This window comes from Brachybacterium sp. p3-SID1565, assembly GCF_025143785.1.
Classification (GTDB): domain Bacteria; phylum Actinomycetota; class Actinomycetes; order Actinomycetales; family Dermabacteraceae; genus Brachybacterium; species Brachybacterium epidermidis.
Window position 1 is genome coordinate 1 of the sequence record NZ_JAMBDS010000058.1, and the last position, 17,660, is coordinate 17,660.

General features: G+C 69.6%; 16 protein-coding genes and 2 tRNA genes. 7 read left to right on the plus strand and 11 right to left on the minus strand.

The window, feature by feature from the left end; translation table 11 throughout:
* Nucleotides 1–14 precede the first annotated feature (14 nt).
* From nrdE to M4D54_RS13830, 4 genes are all read right to left on the minus strand, one after another.
* On the minus strand, nt 15–2,147 hold the full coding sequence (gene nrdE, locus M4D54_RS11960; protein WP_259891755.1) for a class 1b ribonucleoside-diphosphate reductase subunit alpha: 2,133 nt from the start codon (nt 2,145–2,147) through the stop codon (nt 15–17).
* Between the two features lie 5 nt (nt 2,148–2,152).
* Nucleotides 2,153–2,551 (minus strand): class Ib ribonucleoside-diphosphate reductase assembly flavoprotein NrdI, encoded by a 399-nt coding sequence (gene nrdI / locus M4D54_RS11965; RefSeq protein WP_193866760.1) that lies wholly within the window; start codon nt 2,549–2,551, stop codon nt 2,153–2,155.
* Nucleotides 2,552–2,574: 23 nt separating this feature from the next.
* Nucleotides 2,575–2,832: a glutaredoxin-like protein NrdH gene (nrdH, locus tag M4D54_RS11970; protein WP_193866761.1), complete on the minus strand. Its 258-nt coding sequence runs from the start codon at nt 2,830–2,832 to the stop codon at nt 2,575–2,577.
* A gap of 633 nt (nt 2,833–3,465) precedes the next feature.
* On the minus strand, nt 3,466–5,247 hold the full coding sequence (locus M4D54_RS13830) for a Gfo/Idh/MocA family oxidoreductase (protein WP_311199707.1): 1,782 nt from the start codon (nt 5,245–5,247) through the stop codon (nt 3,466–3,468).
* A 184-nt stretch (nt 5,248–5,431) separates the two neighbouring features.
* Between M4D54_RS13830 and M4D54_RS11985 the strand changes: the two genes are divergently transcribed.
* Both M4D54_RS11985 and M4D54_RS11990 read left to right on the plus strand, forming a co-directional pair.
* Nucleotides 5,432–6,103, plus strand: a complete 672-nt coding sequence (locus tag M4D54_RS11985) for a 1-acyl-sn-glycerol-3-phosphate acyltransferase (protein ID WP_259891757.1) — start codon at nt 5,432–5,434, stop codon at nt 6,101–6,103.
* A 125-nt stretch (nt 6,104–6,228) separates the two neighbouring features.
* On the plus strand, nt 6,229–6,612 hold the full coding sequence (locus tag M4D54_RS11990; protein WP_193866764.1) for a universal stress protein: 384 nt from the start codon (nt 6,229–6,231) through the stop codon (nt 6,610–6,612).
* A gap of 121 nt (nt 6,613–6,733) precedes the next feature.
* Here the strand turns inward: M4D54_RS11990 and M4D54_RS11995 are convergent, their stop codons facing one another.
* Entirely contained in the window at nt 6,734–8,254 is a 1,521-nt protein-coding gene (locus tag M4D54_RS11995; protein WP_259891760.1) for a catalase, read from the minus strand.
* A 108-nt stretch (nt 8,255–8,362) separates the two neighbouring features.
* Nucleotides 8,363–8,809: a Fur family transcriptional regulator gene (locus tag M4D54_RS12000; protein ID WP_259891761.1), complete on the minus strand. Its 447-nt coding sequence runs from the start codon at nt 8,807–8,809 to the stop codon at nt 8,363–8,365.
* 237 nt (nt 8,810–9,046) lie between these two features.
* Here M4D54_RS12000 and M4D54_RS12005 point away from each other — a divergent pair, with 237 nt between their 5' ends.
* A complete protein-coding gene (locus M4D54_RS12005; RefSeq protein ID WP_259891762.1) occupies nt 9,047–10,264 on the plus strand; it encodes a sensor histidine kinase in 1,218 nt (405 codons plus the stop codon).
* A 54-nt stretch (nt 10,265–10,318) separates the two neighbouring features.
* On the plus strand, nt 10,319–11,008 hold the full coding sequence (locus M4D54_RS12010; protein ID WP_259891764.1) for a response regulator transcription factor: 690 nt from the start codon (nt 10,319–10,321) through the stop codon (nt 11,006–11,008).
* A 65-nt stretch (nt 11,009–11,073) separates the two neighbouring features.
* Here M4D54_RS12010 and M4D54_RS12015 read toward each other — a convergent pair.
* The 4 genes from M4D54_RS12015 to M4D54_RS12030 all read right to left on the minus strand — a co-directional run bounded on the left by M4D54_RS12015 (nt 11,074) and on the right by M4D54_RS12030 (nt 14,864).
* Nucleotides 11,074–11,146, minus strand: a tRNA-Thr gene (locus M4D54_RS12015).
* 131 nt (nt 11,147–11,277) lie between these two features.
* Entirely contained in the window at nt 11,278–12,975 is a 1,698-nt protein-coding gene (locus M4D54_RS12020) for an alpha/beta hydrolase (RefSeq protein ID WP_259891766.1), read from the minus strand.
* A 183-nt stretch (nt 12,976–13,158) separates the two neighbouring features.
* A complete protein-coding gene (locus M4D54_RS12025; RefSeq protein ID WP_259891776.1) occupies nt 13,159–13,893 on the minus strand; it encodes an ABC transporter permease in 735 nt (244 codons plus the stop codon).
* An 11-nt stretch (nt 13,894–13,904) separates the two neighbouring features.
* Nucleotides 13,905–14,864, minus strand: a complete 960-nt coding sequence (locus M4D54_RS12030) for an ATP-binding cassette domain-containing protein (RefSeq protein ID WP_259891790.1) — start codon at nt 14,862–14,864, stop codon at nt 13,905–13,907.
* A gap of 214 nt (nt 14,865–15,078) precedes the next feature.
* Between M4D54_RS12030 and M4D54_RS12035 the strand changes: the two genes are divergently transcribed.
* Nucleotides 15,079–16,209 carry a sensor histidine kinase gene (locus M4D54_RS12035; RefSeq protein ID WP_259891792.1) on the plus strand — a complete coding sequence of 377 codons (1,131 nt, stop codon included), beginning with the start codon at nt 15,079–15,081 and terminating at the stop codon, nt 16,207–16,209.
* Nucleotides 16,191–16,874, plus strand: a complete 684-nt coding sequence (locus M4D54_RS12040) for a response regulator transcription factor (RefSeq protein ID WP_259891797.1) — start codon at nt 16,191–16,193, stop codon at nt 16,872–16,874. Before M4D54_RS12035 ends, M4D54_RS12040 begins: the two co-directional genes overlap by 19 nt.
* 12 nt (nt 16,875–16,886) lie before the next feature.
* Here the strand turns inward: M4D54_RS12040 and M4D54_RS12045 are convergent.
* A tRNA-Glu gene (locus M4D54_RS12045) sits at nt 16,887–16,959 on the minus strand.
* 122 nt (nt 16,960–17,081) lie between these two features.
* On the opposite strand from M4D54_RS12045, the gene M4D54_RS12050 reads away from it, so the two are divergent.
* The gene (locus tag M4D54_RS12050; RefSeq protein ID WP_193865349.1) at nt 17,082–17,444 is read left to right on the plus strand and encodes a metallopeptidase family protein; all 363 of its coding nucleotides are present in this window, start codon (nt 17,082–17,084) and stop codon (nt 17,442–17,444) included.
* Nucleotides 17,445–17,660 lie beyond the last annotated feature (216 nt).

The following is a 17,660-nucleotide window of genomic DNA, read 5'->3' on the forward strand; positions in this document are numbered from 1 at the left end:
CGGCCGATGTCGGCTCAGAGCATGCAGCTCACGCAGCCCTCGACCTCGGTGCCCTCGATCGCCATCTGCCGCAGGCGGATGTAGTAGAGGGTCTTGATGCCCTTGCGCCAGGCGTAGATCTGCGCCTTGTTGACGTCGCGCGTGGTGGCTGTGTCCGGGAAGAACAGCGTCAGCGACAGGCCCTGGTCCACGTGCTTGGTGGCCTCGGCGTAGGTGTCGATGATCTTCTCGAAGCCGATCTCGTATGCGTCCTCGTAGTACTCGAGGTTGTCGTTGGTCATGAACGGCGCGGGGTAGTACACCCGTCCGATCTTGCCCTCCTTGCGGATCTCGATCTTGGAGACGATCGGGTGGATCGAGGAGGTGGAGTGGTTGATGTAGGAGATCGACCCGGTGGGCGGGACGGCCTGCAGGTAGGCGTTGTACATGCCGTGCTCGCGCACCTGCTCGCGCAGCTCGCGCCAGTCGTCCTGGGTGGGCAGGTGCACGCTGGAGGCCGCGAACAGGTCGCGCACCTTCTGCGTGGCCGGCTCCCACACCTGGTCGGTGTACTTGTCGAAGTACTCGCCGGTGCCGTACTGGGACTTCTCGAACTCGTAGAAGGTCTCCCCGCGCTCCTTGGCGATCTCCATCGACGCCTTGATGGCGTGGTAGGTGACCGCGTAGAAGTACATGTTCGTGAAGTCCAGGCCCTCCTCGGATCCGTAGTGGATCGCCTCGCGGGCCAGGTAGCCGTGCAGGTTCATCTGCCCCAGGCCGATGGCGTGGGACTTGCGGTTGCCCTCGGCGATGGTGGGCACGGACTCGATGTCGGAGGTGTCCGAGACGGCCGTGAGACCACGGATCGCAGTGGCGATGGTCTGCGCGAAGTCCGGGGAGTCCATCGCCTTGGCGATGTTCAGCGAGCCCAGGTTGCAGGAGATGTCCCGGCCCATGGTGTCGTAGGAGAGGTCGACGTTCATCTCCGACGGGGTGGCGATCTGCAGGATCTCCGAGCACAGGTTGGAGTGGGTGACCTTGCCGGGGATGGGGTTGGCCCGGTTCACCGTGTCCTCGAACATGATGTACGGGTAGCCGGACTCGAACTGGATCTCGGCGAGCACCTGGAAGAAGTCACGGGCGCGGATCTTCTTCTTGGAGATGGCGGGGTTGTCCACCATCTCGTGGTAGAGCTCGGTGACGTTGATGTCGGCGAAGGGCTTGCCGTACTCGCGCTCCACGTCGTACGGGGAGAACAGGTACATCGGCTCGTTCTTCTTGGCCAGCTCGAAGGTGATGTCGGGGATCACCACGCCGAGCGAGAGGGTCTTGATGCGGATCTTCTCGTCGGCGTTCTCGCGCTTGGTGTCCAGGAACCGCAGGATGTCCGGGTGGTGCGCGTGAAGGTACACGGCACCGGCACCCTGGCGGGCGCCCAGCTGGTTGGCGTAGCTGAAGGAGTCCTCCAGCAGCTTCATCACGGGGATCACGCCGCTGGACTGGTTCTCGATGTGCTTGATCGGCGCACCGTACTCGCGCAGGTTGCTCAGCAGCAGCGCTACGCCGCCGCCGCGCTTGGACAGCTGCAGGGCGGAGTTGATGGAGCGGCCGATGGACTCCATGTTGTCCTCGATGCGCAGCAGGAAGCAGGAGACCAGCTCACCGCGCTGCGCCTTGCCGGCGTTGAGGAAGGTGGGGGTGGCCGGCTGGAAGCGGCCGTCCAGGATCTCCTCGACCAGGTTCCGGGCGAGCTGCTCGTCGCCGCGGGCGAGGGTCAGGGCCACCATCACCACGCGGTCCTCGAAGCGCTCCAGGTAGCGCTTCCCGTCGAAGGTCTTCAGGGTGTACGAGGTGTAGTACTTGAAGGCGCCCAGGAAGGTGGGGAAGCGGAACTTCTTGGCGTAGGCCTGCTCGGACAGCGACTCCACGAAGGAGAAGTCGTACTGCGCGAGCACCTCGGGCTCGTAGTACTTGTTCTCCACCAGGTAGTCGAGCTTCTCGCGCAGCGAGTGGAAGAACACCGTGTTGGGGTTCACGTGCTGCAGGAAGTACTCGCGGGCGGCCAGGCGATCCTTCTCGAACTGGATCTTGCCGTCCGGTCCGTACAGGTTCAGCATCGCGTTGAGCGCGTGGTAGTCCAGCTGCTTGTGGTGCTCGGCCGGGGGCATCTCGGTCAGTGTCGCCAAAACTCTTCCAATCCGTCGTGGACCTTCTGCACGTCCCGTGCAGTGCCCAGCAGTTCGAACTTGTACATGTGGGGGACCTTGCACTTGGCGGAGATGATGTCCCCCGCGATGCAGTAGGCCTCGCCGAAGTTGGTGTTGCCACCGGTGATGACGCCCCGGATCAGGTCCCGGTTGCGCTTGTCGTTGAGGAACTTGATGACCTGCTTGGGGACGGCGCCACCGTGGTTGCCGCCGCCGTAGGTCGGGACCATCAGGACGAACTCCTCGTCCATGACGAGGGGCTCCTCCTTGGCGTAGAGAGGGATGCGGTGCGCGGGGATCCCGAGCTTCTCGACGAAGCGGTGGGTGTTCTCCGACACCGAGGAGAAATAGACGAGGGTGCCCACGCCGATGCCTCCTGCGCGGTCTCTCAGATGGCGGCGGCGCGACGCTGCACGCCGGAAGCGGCGGCGATCGCCTTGATCTTGTCCGGGCGGAAGCCGGACCAGTGGTCCTCACCGGTGATGACGACGGGCGCCTGGACGTAGCCCAGGGACTTCACGCGGGCGAGGGCTTCGGCATCCTCGGTGATGTCGACGACGTCGTAGGCGATGCCCGCCTTGTTCAGGGCGCGCTTGGTCGCATCGCACTGGACGCACAGGGGCTTCGAGTACACGGTGATGTCCACGGAGGAAGACCTTTCTCGGGGCACCGCGCCGGGGCGGCGCGAGGAGGAACGGGTGATGCGGTTGTCAGGGCGGCCCGGAGGCCCGTGCCGCCGGCTCCGGCCCCCGTCCCCGCCTTCCACCTCGTTGGTCGCGAGGTGGCCGGCTGCCCCTGGGAGGGCGGTGGAAGGGGTGGATCCCTGCGGCCCCGCCAACACTACACCTAGTGGTCGATCGGTGGGAGCACCACAAGATGTACCGAACTACAACAATGTCATCCACATCGGGCTGTTGACGGGATGTGGACGGTCCGGGAGGACTGTGGACACAGCAGGCACCCCACGCACGGAACAGCAGGACGGCGCCGATCACAGCCTGTGGACGAAGGCAGGGGGCAGCTCCACCGGTGGTGGACGAAGCGCTCGGGCGGGCTGTTGGACCGGGCTCAAGGTGACTCGGATCGCCACGGAATCCCGGGCGCGTCGCGGCGTGTCGGGGTGGGCCGATGGGCGTGTCGCGGCGAGTCGGGGTGAACCGAAGGTCGGGTCGCGGCAAGTCGGGGTGAACCGAAGGTCGGGTCGCGACGAGTCGGGGTGAACCGAAGGTCGGGCCGCGACGCTTTTGGTGGGCGTGGCGTGAGGGAGGGTGCGAGGGGCTCAGCGCCCGTCGTCGTCAGGGTGCGAGTGGCCGTGGTCCAGGTTCCACACGTCGACCTCGTCGGTGGGCAGGGAGCGGCGGGACCCGCCCGCCGGCGGCTCCTGCGCACTCGGCCGATCAGCTCCCGGCTCCTCGGCGGCCGCCTCGAGGACGGGCACCGGTTCGGTCACGGGCTCGGGCTCGCCGACCGGAGCCGGGTCCGCAATCGGCGCGGGTTCGGCGATCTGCTCCGAGGAGGGAGACGGGGACTGCTCCACGACCGGGACGGGTTCGGTGATGGGCACCGGCTCGGTGACCGGTGCGGGTTCGACAGCCGGCTCGTCGTCCGTGTCCTGGGGAGGGGCCGACTCGGGCGCCGAGGGGGCATGCGCATCACCGTCCGGAGCACCCACGGCGGCGTGCTGCGGTTCGTCTCCCTCGCCGGGGTCGGCGGTGGCACCGGGCTCGGATGCGGGCCGCACCTCGACCTCGGACTCGATCCCATCGACGCGCGGGGATGCGGACTTCGCCTCCGGTGCTGCCTCCGGCTCCGGCTCAGCGGCTGCCTCCGGCTCCGGCTCTGCGGCTGCCTCCGCCTGCGGTTGTGTCTCCGGCTCAGCAGCTGCCTCGGGCTCCGGCCCCGGCTCCGGCTCCGGCTCCGGCTCCGGCTCCGGCTCGAGGCTGCGTCCGTCGGCCTCCACGATCGTCGCGAGCACCTCGCGCATCAGCAGCAGCTGTGCGCGTGCTTCCTCCGCACCCATGATCGGGCGCGTGCCGCGGTCCACGAAGGCGTGGAACGCCTCCCACATCGCCTCGGCCGCCCCTGCAGTGGCCGTGCTCGCTGTGGTGACCACCGCCCCGGCGGACTTCTCCCGCAGGCTGATTCTCGAGCGCCGATCGCCCAGCGACGGGGCCGGCAGCTCCACGTCCACCCGCTTGCGGGCCGACAGCACCTCGATGCGCTCGGAGTACTCCGGGGCGAACGGCAGGTAGTGCCACACCAGGCGCACCGGTGCGCCGTTCTCCAGCTCTCCCAGGATCTCGATGGACCCCGGGATCACGCCCTTGGGCCAGTGCCGCACCGCGACCAGACGGGTCACCGGCCCGTAGGCACGCTCGATCACCGCCACCTGGTGGGCCACACCGGTCAGCAGCCCCTTGACGTACAGGTCGCGGTCGCGCTGGGTGGCGCCGCCTCCGGCGCCCGCTTCCACGGCGGCCTGGAGGGACTTGCGGCGCTGGGAGCGCACCTCGGTGGGCAGGTCGTAGGCCGAGGTGGTCACGTGCGCCCAGCCGAACAGCGGCTGGCTGGCCGGCATCATCACCTCGTGGTCGATCATCCGCACGTCCTTCGCGGCGATCTTCTCCGACAGCGCGATGACGGAATCGTCGTACTGCTGGGAGTGGGCCATCATCACCAGGTGACGCCCGGTCATGCGCTCGAAATCGACGACCTCGGCGATCTCCTCGGCGGAGAACCCCAGCGGCGGCTCCACCAGCACTGGGATGCCCCGCCGCATCAGCTGCATCAGATCGCTGACGTGCAGGCCGTCGGTGGACAGCAGCGCGGCGTCCACCGCGACCTTCTTGCCGCGCACCGCGGTGATCAGATCGGCCACCGACTCGTAGCGCGACTCCTCGGCCACCCCCCACACCTCGGAGGCCTCGCGGCGGCGGCGCGGCGAGTGCTCGACCAGGGCGGTCACCGTGAACCTGTCCCAGCGACGACGCAGCACCGGCAGGTGCACGGCCTGTGCCATCGTTCCGGCACCGATCACGGCGATGTTCAGGGTCTTCGGCATCGGGCGGGCTCCTCGAGGGCTCGGCGGAGGCGGGCGGCGGCTCCCGGGTTCCGGGGCGGGGCGCCGCGCAGGACTCCGGCGCCGCCGGCGGCGGCGCGCTGCGCTGTGGCTGTTCTACCACACGCGATCGGGCCCCTCCGGCGGCTATCGTGGGGCGTCGTCCAGCACGTCCGGGGAGGTCACGATGCCCACATTGTTCTACACCGTCGCCCGCAGGGCCGCCGTCCCGCTGCTGCACGGCATTTGGCGGCCGCGCGTGACGGGCGTGGAGAACGTGCCCCGCGAGGGAGGCTTCATCGTGGCCTCCAACCACCTGGCCAACATCGACTCGGCGATCATCCCGATCGCGATCCCCCGCCCCGTCCACTTCGTCGCCAAGGACGACCTGTGGAAGCGGACGGGCCTCCTTGGCCGGATGCTCGACTGGTTCTTCGAGCAGGTGGGGGCGGTCCCGGTGGACCGGCAGGCCCTCTCCTCCGGCAAGGGTGCCCTGCAGGCCGGGCTGGAGATCCTGCGCCGGGGCGACGGGTTCGGCATCTACCCCGAGGGCGGCCGATCCAAGGACGGCCTGCTGCATCCGGGCAAGCAGGGGGCGGCTTGGCTCGCACTGGAGTCGGGCTGCCCGGTGATCCCGGTGGGTCTGAAGGGAACACCGCACTTCCGGCCCCGTCGCCTGCTTCCCGAGCGCGGCGCGATCTCGGTGCGGATCGGTGCGCCGATCGACTTCTCCGATCTGGATCCCGGGCTGTCCAAGGGTGCCCGGCGGCGTCAGATGACCGCGCGGATCATGGACGAGATCCAGGCGCTGTCCGGGCAGCGCCGCTCCCCCGTCGCCCATCGAGATCCGCAGCCCTGATCCCCGCCCGCCCCTCCGGCTCGGACCCTCGACCCGACATCGCGGCCCGTCTGCCCCTAGTATCGATGCAGGCCACCCGTCGTCGCGGGGGCCGCCCGCAACCGCAGCGCAGCGCAGGAGAGCAGATGGCCGTCGTCGTCGGATTCATCCCCACCGAGGTGGGCTACAAGGCGCTGGATGCCGCGCGCGATGCCGCCGAGCAGCGCGGGGGCCCGCTGATCGTGGTCAACGTGGTGCGCGAGGGCGTCTCCGAGGACCCCCGCCACGCCGACGACCTCCAGCTCGAGACGGCATTGGAACGCCTGCGGCGCTCCGCCGTGCGCGTGCAGGTGCGCCAGGAGCACACCGAGGACGACATCGCCGACGTCCTGCTGAAGGTGGTCGACGAGGAGAGGGCCGAGCTGCTGGTGCTCGGCATCCGCCGTCAGAACGATCTGGCGCGCCACCTGCTGGGCCTGACGGTGCAGAAGCTGCTGCTGGCCGCCCGTAGCGAGGTGCTGGTGGTGTGAGACCGGGCGACCGGGGTGCGCCGGCCGCTGCGCGCACGGCCCGCACCCGGACGCGAACCGCCGAAGCGGCCCGCCCCCGGATGGGAACGGGCCGCTTCGTCGTTTTGCTGTTCAGCCGGGTTCAGGCCTGCTCGGCAGGGGTCTCGGCATCCAGCGGGTCACCACCGGGCTGGGAATCGGCCTTGGGGGTGTTGACGGCGCGCTCGATGGCCTCGCCCACCTCCTGGTCGATGTTCTTCCAGTACTGGAAGGCACGGGAGAGGACCGGCTCCTGCACCGTGCTCAGCGAGCCGGAGACCGTCTCCACCAGGCGCTCGCGCGCCGCGTCGTCGAAGACCTCGCGCACCAGGGTGTGGGCCTGGCCGAAGTCGTCGTCCTCCGGGTGCAGCGTGTAGGCCGAGCGCACCATGGTGCCGTCGGCCTCCCAGCCGTTGTCGACCTGACCCTGATGGTCATCGCCCTGGTAGGCGCGACCGAAGGAGTTCGGTGCGTATACCGGGGCGTCGCCCGAGTGGTGGTACTCCATGTTGCCCTCCTTATCGTAGGAGTTCATGGGGACCACGGGGGCGTTGACCGGCAGCTGGTTGAAGTTGGTGCCGATGCGGTGGCGCTGCGCGTCCGGGTAGGAGAACACGCGGGCCAGCAGCATCTTGTCAGGGGACACCCCGGTGCCGGGCACGGTGTTGGCCGGGCTGAAGGCCGCCTGCTCGATCTGCGCGAAGTGGTTCTTGGGGTTCTCCTTGAGGGTGAACCGGCCCACCTCGTGCAGCGGGTAGTCCGCGTGGGGCCACACCTTGGTGAGGTCGAAGGGGTTGAAGCGGTAGTCCTTCGCGTCCTCGTAGGGCATGATCTGCACGTTCATGGTCCAGGAGGGGTATTCACCGCGCTCGATGGCCTTGAACAGGTCGCGGCGGTGGTAGTCCGAGTCCTCACCGGCGAGGCGACCGGCCTCCTCGTTGGAGAGGAAGGCCATGCCCTGGTCGGTGTGGAAGTGGTACTTGACCCAGAACTTCTCGCCGGCCTCGTTGACCCACATGTAGGTGTGGGAGGAGTAGCCGTTCATGTGGCGCCAGGTCTTGGGCAGGCCACGATCACCCATCAGGTAGGTCACCTGGTGGGAGGACTCCGGGGACAGGGTCCAGAAGTCCCACTGCATGGTGTTGTCACGCAGCCCCGAATCCGGGGTGCGCTTCTGGGAGTGGATGAAGTCGGGGAACTTCATGGGATCGCGCACGAAGAAGACCGGCGTGTTGTTGCCGACCAAGTCGAAGTTGCCGTCCTCGGTGTAGAACTTCAGCGCGAAGCCACGCACGTCCCGCCAGGTGTCGGGGGAGCCGAGCTCACCGGCCACGGTGGAGAAGCGGGCCAGCATGTTGGTCTTGGCGCCGGGCTGGAGGAACTTGGCCTTGGTGTACTTCGAGACGTCCTGGGTGACCTCGAACTCGCCGAAGGCGCCGGAGCCCTTCGCGTGGGGGCTGCGCTCCGGCACCCGCTCACGGTCGAAGCGGGCCAGCTTCTCGACCAGGGCGACGTCGTGCAGCAGCAGCGGGCCGTCGGCACCCACGCTGAGCGAGTGCGCATCGGACTGACGCGGTGCACCGGACTCGGTGGTGGAGGGCTTGGTGGGATCGAACTGGGTCATTCCTTCTCCTCAGGTGGGTTTCGATCGGATGATCGGGGCGACGTACAGGGGGTGGACGACTGGACGGGTACGGGAGCGGGCGGGCCGACGGGTGCGCCGGCGATGGGGTCAGCCTCTCTCACGACAGGCGGAGCACAGCCCCCGATAGACGACATCGGCGACCTCGACGTCGAAGCCGAGATCGTCGTGCGGGATCAGGCAAGGTGCGGCGCCGACGGCGCAGGGCACGTCCTCCAGGCGGCCACAGCTGCGGCACACCAGATGGTGGTGGTTGTCGTGCCGGTGCAGCTCGTAGCGCGAGCGGCGGCCGTCCACCAGGACGCGGCGCAGGAGCTCCGCATCGGTGAGAGCATGCAGGACGTCGTACACGGCCTGCCGCGAGACTGTCCCGAGACGCTCACGCACGGCGTGGGCGATGGTCTCCGCATCAGCGTGGGGACGACGCTCCACCACTTCCAGGGTGGCCAGCCGCGGACCTGTGACCCGCAGCCCCGCAGCACGCAGCGCGGCGGCGTGATCCGCGGCCTGGCCGGTGGTGCGGTCGGTGGTGGTCATGCCGCCACCGTACGTCATTTACTGGACTTGTTCAAGAAAACGCATGGATCCATTGACGCAGGCCTACCCGGAGGCCCTCCCGAGAGCTTCTCCCGGAGAGCCCCATCGAGTGGTCCGCTGAGCAGCCCCGCACCTGGCCCCCTCCCGCGACCCAGCTCGTGGCCGAACTGGTGCCTCTTCTCGGCCCGCGTGGCGGCGTTCCTCCGCCCTGGGCCCTTCTGCGTCTAGTCTGACCAGGTGACCAGCCGGATCACTCGCGAGCAGCGCGAGACCGTGCCGGGCGCTGCCGGGGTGAGGGGGGCGGAACCGTCCCGAACGACAGGGGCGTCGGGCGCTCCGGACGCGCCCTTCGGGCACGGGCGCTCCGCCTCCGTGCTGCTCGCCCTGGTGCTGATGATGGCGTCGGTCCCCGTTGCCGCGGGCGAGAGCGTCCTGGCGATCGCGATCGCGGCGATCCTCGGAGCAGCCGGTGGGCTCAGCCTGAGAAATCCCCTGATCGCCGGTGCCATCATCGGCCTTACCTTCACCTTCGCAGTGTTCGCGGGTCCCGCGCACGTGGGCCCCGGCTCGCTGGCCTCGATCGTGGCGATCGCCTCGGCAGCCGGGCACGGGAAGATCCTGGGCGCGATCATGATGTCCGTCTGGCACGTCACCACGCTGATGGCCATCTCCGCGGTGCGGGGCGATGAGGCGGCGTACATGGTCTCCGAACTACTGCTGTGGATCGTGCTGCAGGGCGGGACACTGGTGGCGGCCACCTGGGGTCGGCGCCTGTTCGAGCGATCCGTCGCCGAGCGCGCTCGGCGGCTCAGCGAGCTGTCCGATCAGCGCCGTGCCATCGCCCGTGAGCTCCACGACACCGGGGTCCGTGCGATGACGGAGGTGGTGATGCTGGCGGAGAACGGCGCACTGCACCCCGACACGGCACCGAGCACGGCCGCGGAGTTCCGCCGCATCTCCAGCACCTCCCGCCGCGCGGCCGATGAGATGCGCGAGCTGCTGGAGCAGCTGCGCGGGTCCCACGAGGTGGGCAGCCCCGCCCATGCCCGCGGTGCCTGCGTCGAGGACCTGCTGGAGATGCTCCGCGGACGGTTGGCGGCGGCCGGGTTCTCGGTGCGGGTGGCCTCGGAGGGCGAGAGCTCGCTGCCCGACCGTGAGGTGGCGGTGATCGCTCGCTGCCTGGAGGAGGTGGAGGCCAACGTAGTGCGCCATGGCGACCGCGCCGCTCCGGTGGCGATCATGAGCGAGTCCCTGCCCGGCTCCTCCGTTGCCGAGCCGGGGCTCCGACTGGCGGTGCTCAACGGCATGGCCCCTGACGATCGCCACGGCCTCAGCGGCGGGGTCGGCCTGGAAGGGGTCAGGGAGAGACTGGCAGCCGTGGGGGGAGACCTGGAGGCACGCTGCGAGGGCTCGACCTTCCTGACCCGCATCGACATACCGGGGGAGATTCGATAACACCGGGGAGATTCGATGACACCGGGGAGATTCGATGACGAATGGGAAGATTCGATGACGACTGTGATGATCTGCGACGACGATCCGATCGTGCGTGCGGCGCTGGCTGCGTACCTGGACCGGGAGAGCGATCTGTCCGTGGTCGCGACGGTGGACTGCGCGGAGGAGGCACTGGCGCAGTTGGACGACCACGCCCCTGACGTGGTGCTGATGGACATCGCGCTGCCCGGGCAGAACGGCCTGGAGGCCACGGGACAGGTGCGGGAGCGCCATCCGCGCACAGCGGTGCTGGTGCTGACCACGTTCGGCACCGACGAGCACCTGCGCGCCGCGCTCGCGGCCGGGGCCAGCGGGTTCCTGCTCAAGACCACGGCCGCCTCCGCCCTGGTGGCGGCCGTCAGAGCGGCGGCGGCCAATGCCGTCACGGTGATCACCCCGGAGCTGGCGCACCAGATCGCCGGCGATCAGGCGCGCGAGGGCGGCCCCGGTGGCCACGTGGATGCCGAGGCGATCGCAGAGCTGGGGCTCACCGATCGCGAGCAGGACGTGCTCACCCTGCTGTGCCAGGCGGAGTCCAACGCGGGGATCGCCGATCGCCTCGCGCTGTCGGAGTCCACGGTAAAGACCCATGTCTCCTCCCTGATGGCGAAGCTGGGTTGCACCTCCCGCCTGCAGGTCGCACTGACGGCCTTCGAGCGGGGGCTCGCCACTCCCCCAGTGCCGCACGAACCCCAGGCCACCTGATCCCGAGACCACCCGATGACGAAGAACCCCCTCACCGCGCTGGTGAGAGGGTTCTTCGACTCCGGAGCCGCCTGCGAGAATCGAACTCGCGACCTATTCATTACGAGTGAATCGCTCTACCGACTGAGCTAAGGCGGCACACCCACCGTTCGCACGGGCCACGACGATCAGCGTGATCGTGCTGCCTGGGCGCATGGCGGACCGGACCACTCTATGGGACCGGCTCGGGGCCGCGCAAAGCCGCGCGGCGTGCGCTTCATCGCACCTTCTCAGCCGCCGGAGGAGCAGGTGAGCCCGTCCTCCGGCACCGTGCCCTCCAGCAGGTACGGATCCACCGCCTGCTCTATGCAGCCGCCCGAGCGTCCGTAGGCCGTGTGCCCATCGCCCTCGAAGGTCAGCAGCACCGCATCGTCGAGCTGCTCGGCGAGACTCTGCGACCATTCGTAGGGCGTTGCCGGGTCCCCGGTGGTCCCGATGACCACGATGGTCCCGGCGCCCTCCGCGCTGACCGGTGCGGGTTCTCTCAGCGGCGGCACGGGCCACTGCCCGCACACGGTGGCGCCGTACCCCATGCCGGGCCCGAAGGTGGGGAACTCCTCGGCCAGCCGCTCGGCCTCCTCGGCCTGCCAGTCCTCATCGGCGACTCCCGGGTGGTCCAGGCAGTTGATCGCATTGATCGCGACCATGCCGTTGCCCTTGTAGCTGCCGTCGTCCTGACGTTCGGAGGAGAGATCCGCGATCGTGAGCAGAGCCGTGCCGTCTCCCTGCATGGCCATCGCGAGCGCATCGCGGCCCGTGGGCCAGAACCCGTCCTCGTACATCAGCAGCAGCACGGCCGAGCGGGCCAGGGAGCCGGTCAGGGGTCGCTGCGGGTCCGCGGTCTCGAGGGGCTCGGCGTCCACGGAGTCGAAGAAGCTGTGCAGCTGCTGCTTGGCATCGGCCACCTCGCCCTTGAAGGGGCAGGCCTCCCCCTGGGCCAGGCAGTCTGCGAGGAAGGCCTCGGTGGCCTTCTCGAAGCCCTCGGCCTGCCCGGCGGAGATCTCATCGAGCGTCGAGGAGGGGTCCAGGGCGGCGTCCAGCACGAACCGGCCCACGCGCTGCGGGTAGAGATCAGCGTAGGTGGCACCGAGGTAGGTGCCGTAGGAGTAGCCGAAGTAGTCCAGCTGCTCGGAGTCCAGTGCGGCGCGCAGCACGTCCATGTCCCGGGCGGCGGAGTACGTGTCGAGGTAGGGCAGCAGCTCTCCCGAGTCCTGCTGACAGCCCTCGGCGATCCGGGCCATCCAGTCCAGGCCCTGCTGCAGGTTCTCCTCGGCGCCCGCGGCCGGGTCCCCGGTGGTCGCGAGGTACTCGTCGGTCTCCTCGTCGGTGAGGCACTCGATGCCCTCGGAGCGGGCCACGCCCCGGGGGTCGAAGCCCACGATGTCGTAGGCGGCGGTGACCTCACGGGAGAAGATGAACGGGGCGGAGGCAGTGAAGTCCACACCCGAACCGCCGGGGCCGCCGGGGTTCACCACCAGGGAGCCGGTGGGCTCACCGGTGGCCCCGTGCTTGGCGAGCGCCAGCTCGATGTCCCCGGCCGAGGGGTCGTTCCACACCATCGGCACCGTGAGGGTGCCGCACTCCAGCTCCTCGCCGCCCTCCACGTCCTGGCACGGCCCCCAGGCGATGTCCTGCTCGTAGTAGGCGGCGTAGTCCGGGTCCTCGGCCGGATCGGTGGGCAGGTCCTGCGCGGCGGAGGTCCCCAGGTCGGCGAGCGCCGGGGCCTCGCCGCTGCCGTCGTCGCCGCTGCCATTGCCGCCACCCTGGCCTCCGCCGTCGCTCTGGCCGGCCCCCGTGGTCTGCTCCGGATCCTGCCCGTCCTGCGGCACGCAGCCTGTCACGACGAGCACGGCGGCGGCGGAGGCGGCCGCGAGCCGAGCGAAGTGGCGACGGGCCGGTGAGCGGCGGGTCGGGGATCCGAGACGCATCAGTACTCCTGGGTCGGGCGTTCCCGCGGGGTGCGGGACGGTCGTTCGTTCTCACGGCGAGCGCGAGGGGCGCCGCCGACTGCGGAGGGCGACGGTCCGGGGCTGCCCGGGGGTGCCGGGCCGCCCCGCTCATCCTAGGTGGCGGGTCGTGCTCGGCGCCGGGATGCTCATCGGGTCGGTCGTTCATCCGATCTCGCGGCGGCTCCATCTCCAGGCCCCCAGGCCCAGGGGCAGCACCACCAGGATCAGCAGGGGCAGCACATCGAAGGCCTCGGCCTGGCCGTCCCCGAGAACGGTGGCGGCGGCCTGCAGGTCCAGTGCCCGCAGCACCCCGTCGAGGGTCTCGGATCCGGCCAGCATCGCGATCTGGCGGGCGGTGCCGATGATGAAGGGGAAGCCGATCGCCGCCAGCAGACCCATCACGGTGGACTGGGTGAGCACCCCCATGGCCAGTGAGAACGCGAGCGTGGCCAGCAGCGCCGTGACGTGAGTGGTCATCACCCGGTCCACGGCGGTGAAGTCGGCGCCCTCCCCGATCAGCCCGCCCCCGATCCAGGTGGCCAGCACGGACAGCAGCACCGAGGCGGCGATGACCACGGCGACCACCAGCACGGTGGACAGCAGCTTCGAGGCCAGCACCGTCAGGCGCGAGGGTCGCTGGAGCTGGGTCACCTGGATGGAGCGGTCGCTCCATTCCCCGGCGGTCATCATCACGGCGATCACCGGGATGATCAGCGTGAGCGGCAGTGACACGGCAAGCATGGTGAGCTCCACGTCCACGGGTGCCTCGGGTATCAGCGCTCCCTGCAGCAGGCCGCCCAGCAGGGCGATCGCGAGCACGGCGAGCGAGGAGAGGATCACCACCGCCAGCCCGGAGCGCGTGTCGAGGTAGCTGCGGATGTCGATGTCGGGTCTCATGGCGGGTCTCCTCAGGCGATCGTGGCCGGGCCGCGCTCGGCCGCTGTGGTGTCGGACGGGGTTGTGCCGGTGAGGGAGAAGAAGAACTCCTCGAGCCCGCCGGCATCAGCCGGGCCGAGCGAGGTCAGCACGATCTGCTCGCGCAGGGCCAGGCGGCCCATGTCGGCCGCGGCCAGCTCCACGTCGACCAGGCCGTCGGCACGGGCGGTGTGGGGCACGGACTCGCTCTGCAGGGCGGCCAGCAGCGTCTGCGTGTGCTCGGCGCCGACGCGGGTGCCGCGGGCGGTGGTGATCTCCTCGAGGGTGCCCTCGCGCACCAGACGCCCCTGGTCGATGACCACCAGGCGGTCCACGGTGGCCTGCACCTCGCGCAGTTGGTGGCTGGACAGCAGCACGGTGCCGCCGGAATCGGCGAAGGTGCGCAGCAGTCGCCGCATCCACCGGATGCCCTCCGGGTCCAGTCCATTGGCGGGCTCGTCCAGGACCAGCACCTTCGGGTCCCCCATGAGGGCGACACCGATGCCGAGCCGCTGGCGCATGCCGTACGAGTAGCCGCCCACGCGCTTGCGTGCGGCGTCGGCCAGGCCCACCAGCTCGAGCACCTCCTGGGCGCGCCCGGCGGGCATCCGCAGGGTGCGCTCGGCGAGCCGGAGGGTCTCCAGCCCGGTGCGTCCGCGTCCCAGCGCGGTCGCGTCGAGCATCACGCCGATGGTGCGCGCGGGATCGGTGAGGTCGCTGTAGCGACGGCTGCCGATGAGGGCCTGACCGGCGTCGGCCGCCGCCAGGGAGGTGAGGATCCGCAAGGTGGTGGACTTACCGGCCCCGTTGGGGCCGAGGAACCCGGTCACGGTGCCGGGCGCGCAGGTGAAGGAGAGGTCGTCGACGACGGCACGGGTGCCGTAGCGCTTGGTCACCCCGCGCACCTCGATCGGTGTGCCCCCGGTGTCAGCTGTGATCGTTCGGTGGTTCATGATGGACCGTCCTGCCTGGTAGGAGCGCTTGGAGGATGCTTCTCGGGAGATGCCTCCACCTTCTTCCGAGCAGGGGCGGCGCCGGAACCGCCCGCAGGATCGTGCGGGCCAGACGTTCGTCGTCGCCTCGCGACCCCGCACCCGCGACCTTGGACACGGCCGCCGGGCCGAAGGTCGACCCCTGGCCGGGTGGTCACCTGGATACAGTGACCGCGTGGATGACCAGGGACGGCCGCTGAGGCACCGATGGCAGGAGGCACTGATCCTGCTGGCCGTCGCGGCCGACTCGATCTTCACGGCGCTGGTCGCCGACGGGGACCCGTGGCGTCTCGCCCAGGCGGTGGGTATCGCGGTGGTCGGTTCGCTGCTGATGGCCCGGCACCGGCACTGGCGCTGGCTGCTGCCGCTGCTGATCCTGCTGACCGCCGTGGTCGCCTCCCTTTCCATCCTGATCATCGCCACCTACTGCTTCGCCACGCGCAGCAGCAGCCGGCTGATGACGGTGCTGGTGGGGCTGCTGGCGGTGGCGGTCACGGTGGTGCCCGCCTACCCGGACCTGCTGCCCGAGCGCATCGGGCAGGCGATCGCCCTGGTCTTCTTCCTGGTGGCCTCGACCGTGGCGATCGGGATGTACACCCAGACCCGCCGGCAGCTGATGGCACAGCTCCGCCGCCGCGCGGAGGAGGCGGAGCAGGGTCGCGCCGAGGCCCAGGACCAGGCGCGTCGGGCCGAGCGCACCCGCATCGCCCGCGAGATGCACGACATCGTGGCCCACAAGATCTCGCTGGTGGCCCTGCAGGCGGGTGCCCTGGAGGTGAACCCCCACCTGGAGCGGGAGCAGGTGGTCGAATCCGTGGGGCTGATCCGGCAGACGGCCACCACGGCCCTCTCGGAGCTGCGGGAGGTGCTGGGGGTGCTGCGCAGCGAGGACGAGGGGGCACCGCTGGCGCCCCAGCCCACCTGGGACGACGTGCGCGAGCTGGTGGTGACCTCGCAGTCGGCGGGGATCTCCATCGAGCTGTTCGACTTCATCGACGACCCGGTGCCGGACCAGATGGCGCGCACCGCCTATCGCGTGGTGCAGGAGGGCCTGACCAACATCCACAAGCATGCCCGGCACACCAAGGCCCGGGTGGCCCTGATCGGCGAGCCTGGGACCGACCTGGTGATCGAGGTCAGTAATGTTCTTCCCGTGGGGTTCACCACGGACCTCCCGGGGGCGCGGATGGGGCTGTCGGGCATCGAGACCCGCGTGCTGCACGCCGGGGGGACGATCGCCTCGGGCCCCACCGATGACGGACGTTTCGAAGTGAAGGCGGTGATCCCATGGCCGGCGACGGCGTGACACGCGTGGGGCTGGTCGACGACGACTCCCTGGTGCGAGCGGGACTGGCGATGATCCTGGGCGCGGATCCGGGCATCGAGGTGGTGGGGCAGGCGGGCGACGGCTCCGAGGCCGTCCCGCTGGTGCAGAAGCACCGGCCCGATGTCCTGCTGATGGACGTACGGATGCCCGGGCTCGACGGAATCGCCGCCACCAAAGCGGTCTCGGCGCTGCCCCGTGCCCCCCGCATCATCATGCTCACCACGTTCGACATGGACGAGTACGTGTTCCGGGCGCTCGAGGCAGGCGCCAGCGGGTTCCTGCTCAAGGACACCCCGCCCCAGGACCTGATCCGAGCGGTGCACGTGGTGGCCGCGGGGGACGCGATGCTCTCCCCCGCCGTGACCCGGCGGATGCTCTCCCACTTCTCCGACGCGAACCCCGGCACCCGGCAGGACACGCACCCGGGCCTGGAACTGCTCACCGAGAGGGAGACCGAAGTGCTCGGTGCGGTGGGGGCAGGGCTGTCCAACACCCAGATCGGGATGCGGCTGTTCATGAGCGAGGCCACGGTGAAGGCGCACGTCTCGAAGATCTTCGCCAAGCTGGACTGCACCAATCGGGTGCAGATCGCGATCATCGCCCACAAGGCCGGGCTGACCGGCATCGATCAGCCTCCCCTCTGAGGCGGAGCGCAGTACCCCCAACGGGATTCGAACCCGTGTCGCCGGCGTGAAAGGCCGGTGTCCTGGGCCACTAGACGATGGGGGCCCTGGGCACAGAATGCCCGCCGGGAAGCATACCTGCCGCGCCTCCGCCTGCGCGAACGGGCACGGGGCAGGTGCGGCGCATCCGACACCGCCGCGATCCGGCGACCGTGGTTCGATGGTGGCATGGTCCGCATCAGTCGCAGCGAGTTCGAGGAGGCGGTGGATGACGCCCTGGACTCCCTGCCCGAGGAGATCGCGGAGGCCATCGCTCGCTCCAACGTCGTGATCCTGGTGGAGGAGGAGCCGGATCCGCAGCCGGACGGCACCGAGCTGCTGGGACTGTACGAGGGGATCCCCCTGGACCACCGCAGTGTGTTCGACGGGTACGCGCAGCCGGACAGGATCCTGATCTACCGCGGTCCCCTGCAGCGCGTGAGCGCCACCCGCGAGGAGCTGGTGGAGCAGATCGCGGTGACGGTGCTGCACGAACTGGGCCACCTCTTCGGCATCAGCGATGCGAGGCTCCACGAGCTCGGCTGGGCCTGAGAGCAGGCGTGAGTCCGTCGTCGGCACCGGAGTCGAGAGGTGCGAGGCGGCTCACAGCCGAAGTGTGCACGAGCCCCCGAAACCTCCGGTAGAGTTGTCCAGGTCGATCGGCGAGAACCACTGCGGTGGGGATCAGGATCGACGGTCAGGCCCTGTAGCTCAGTTGGTTAGAGTGCCGCCCTGTCACGGCGGAGGTCGCCGGTTCAAGCCCGGTCA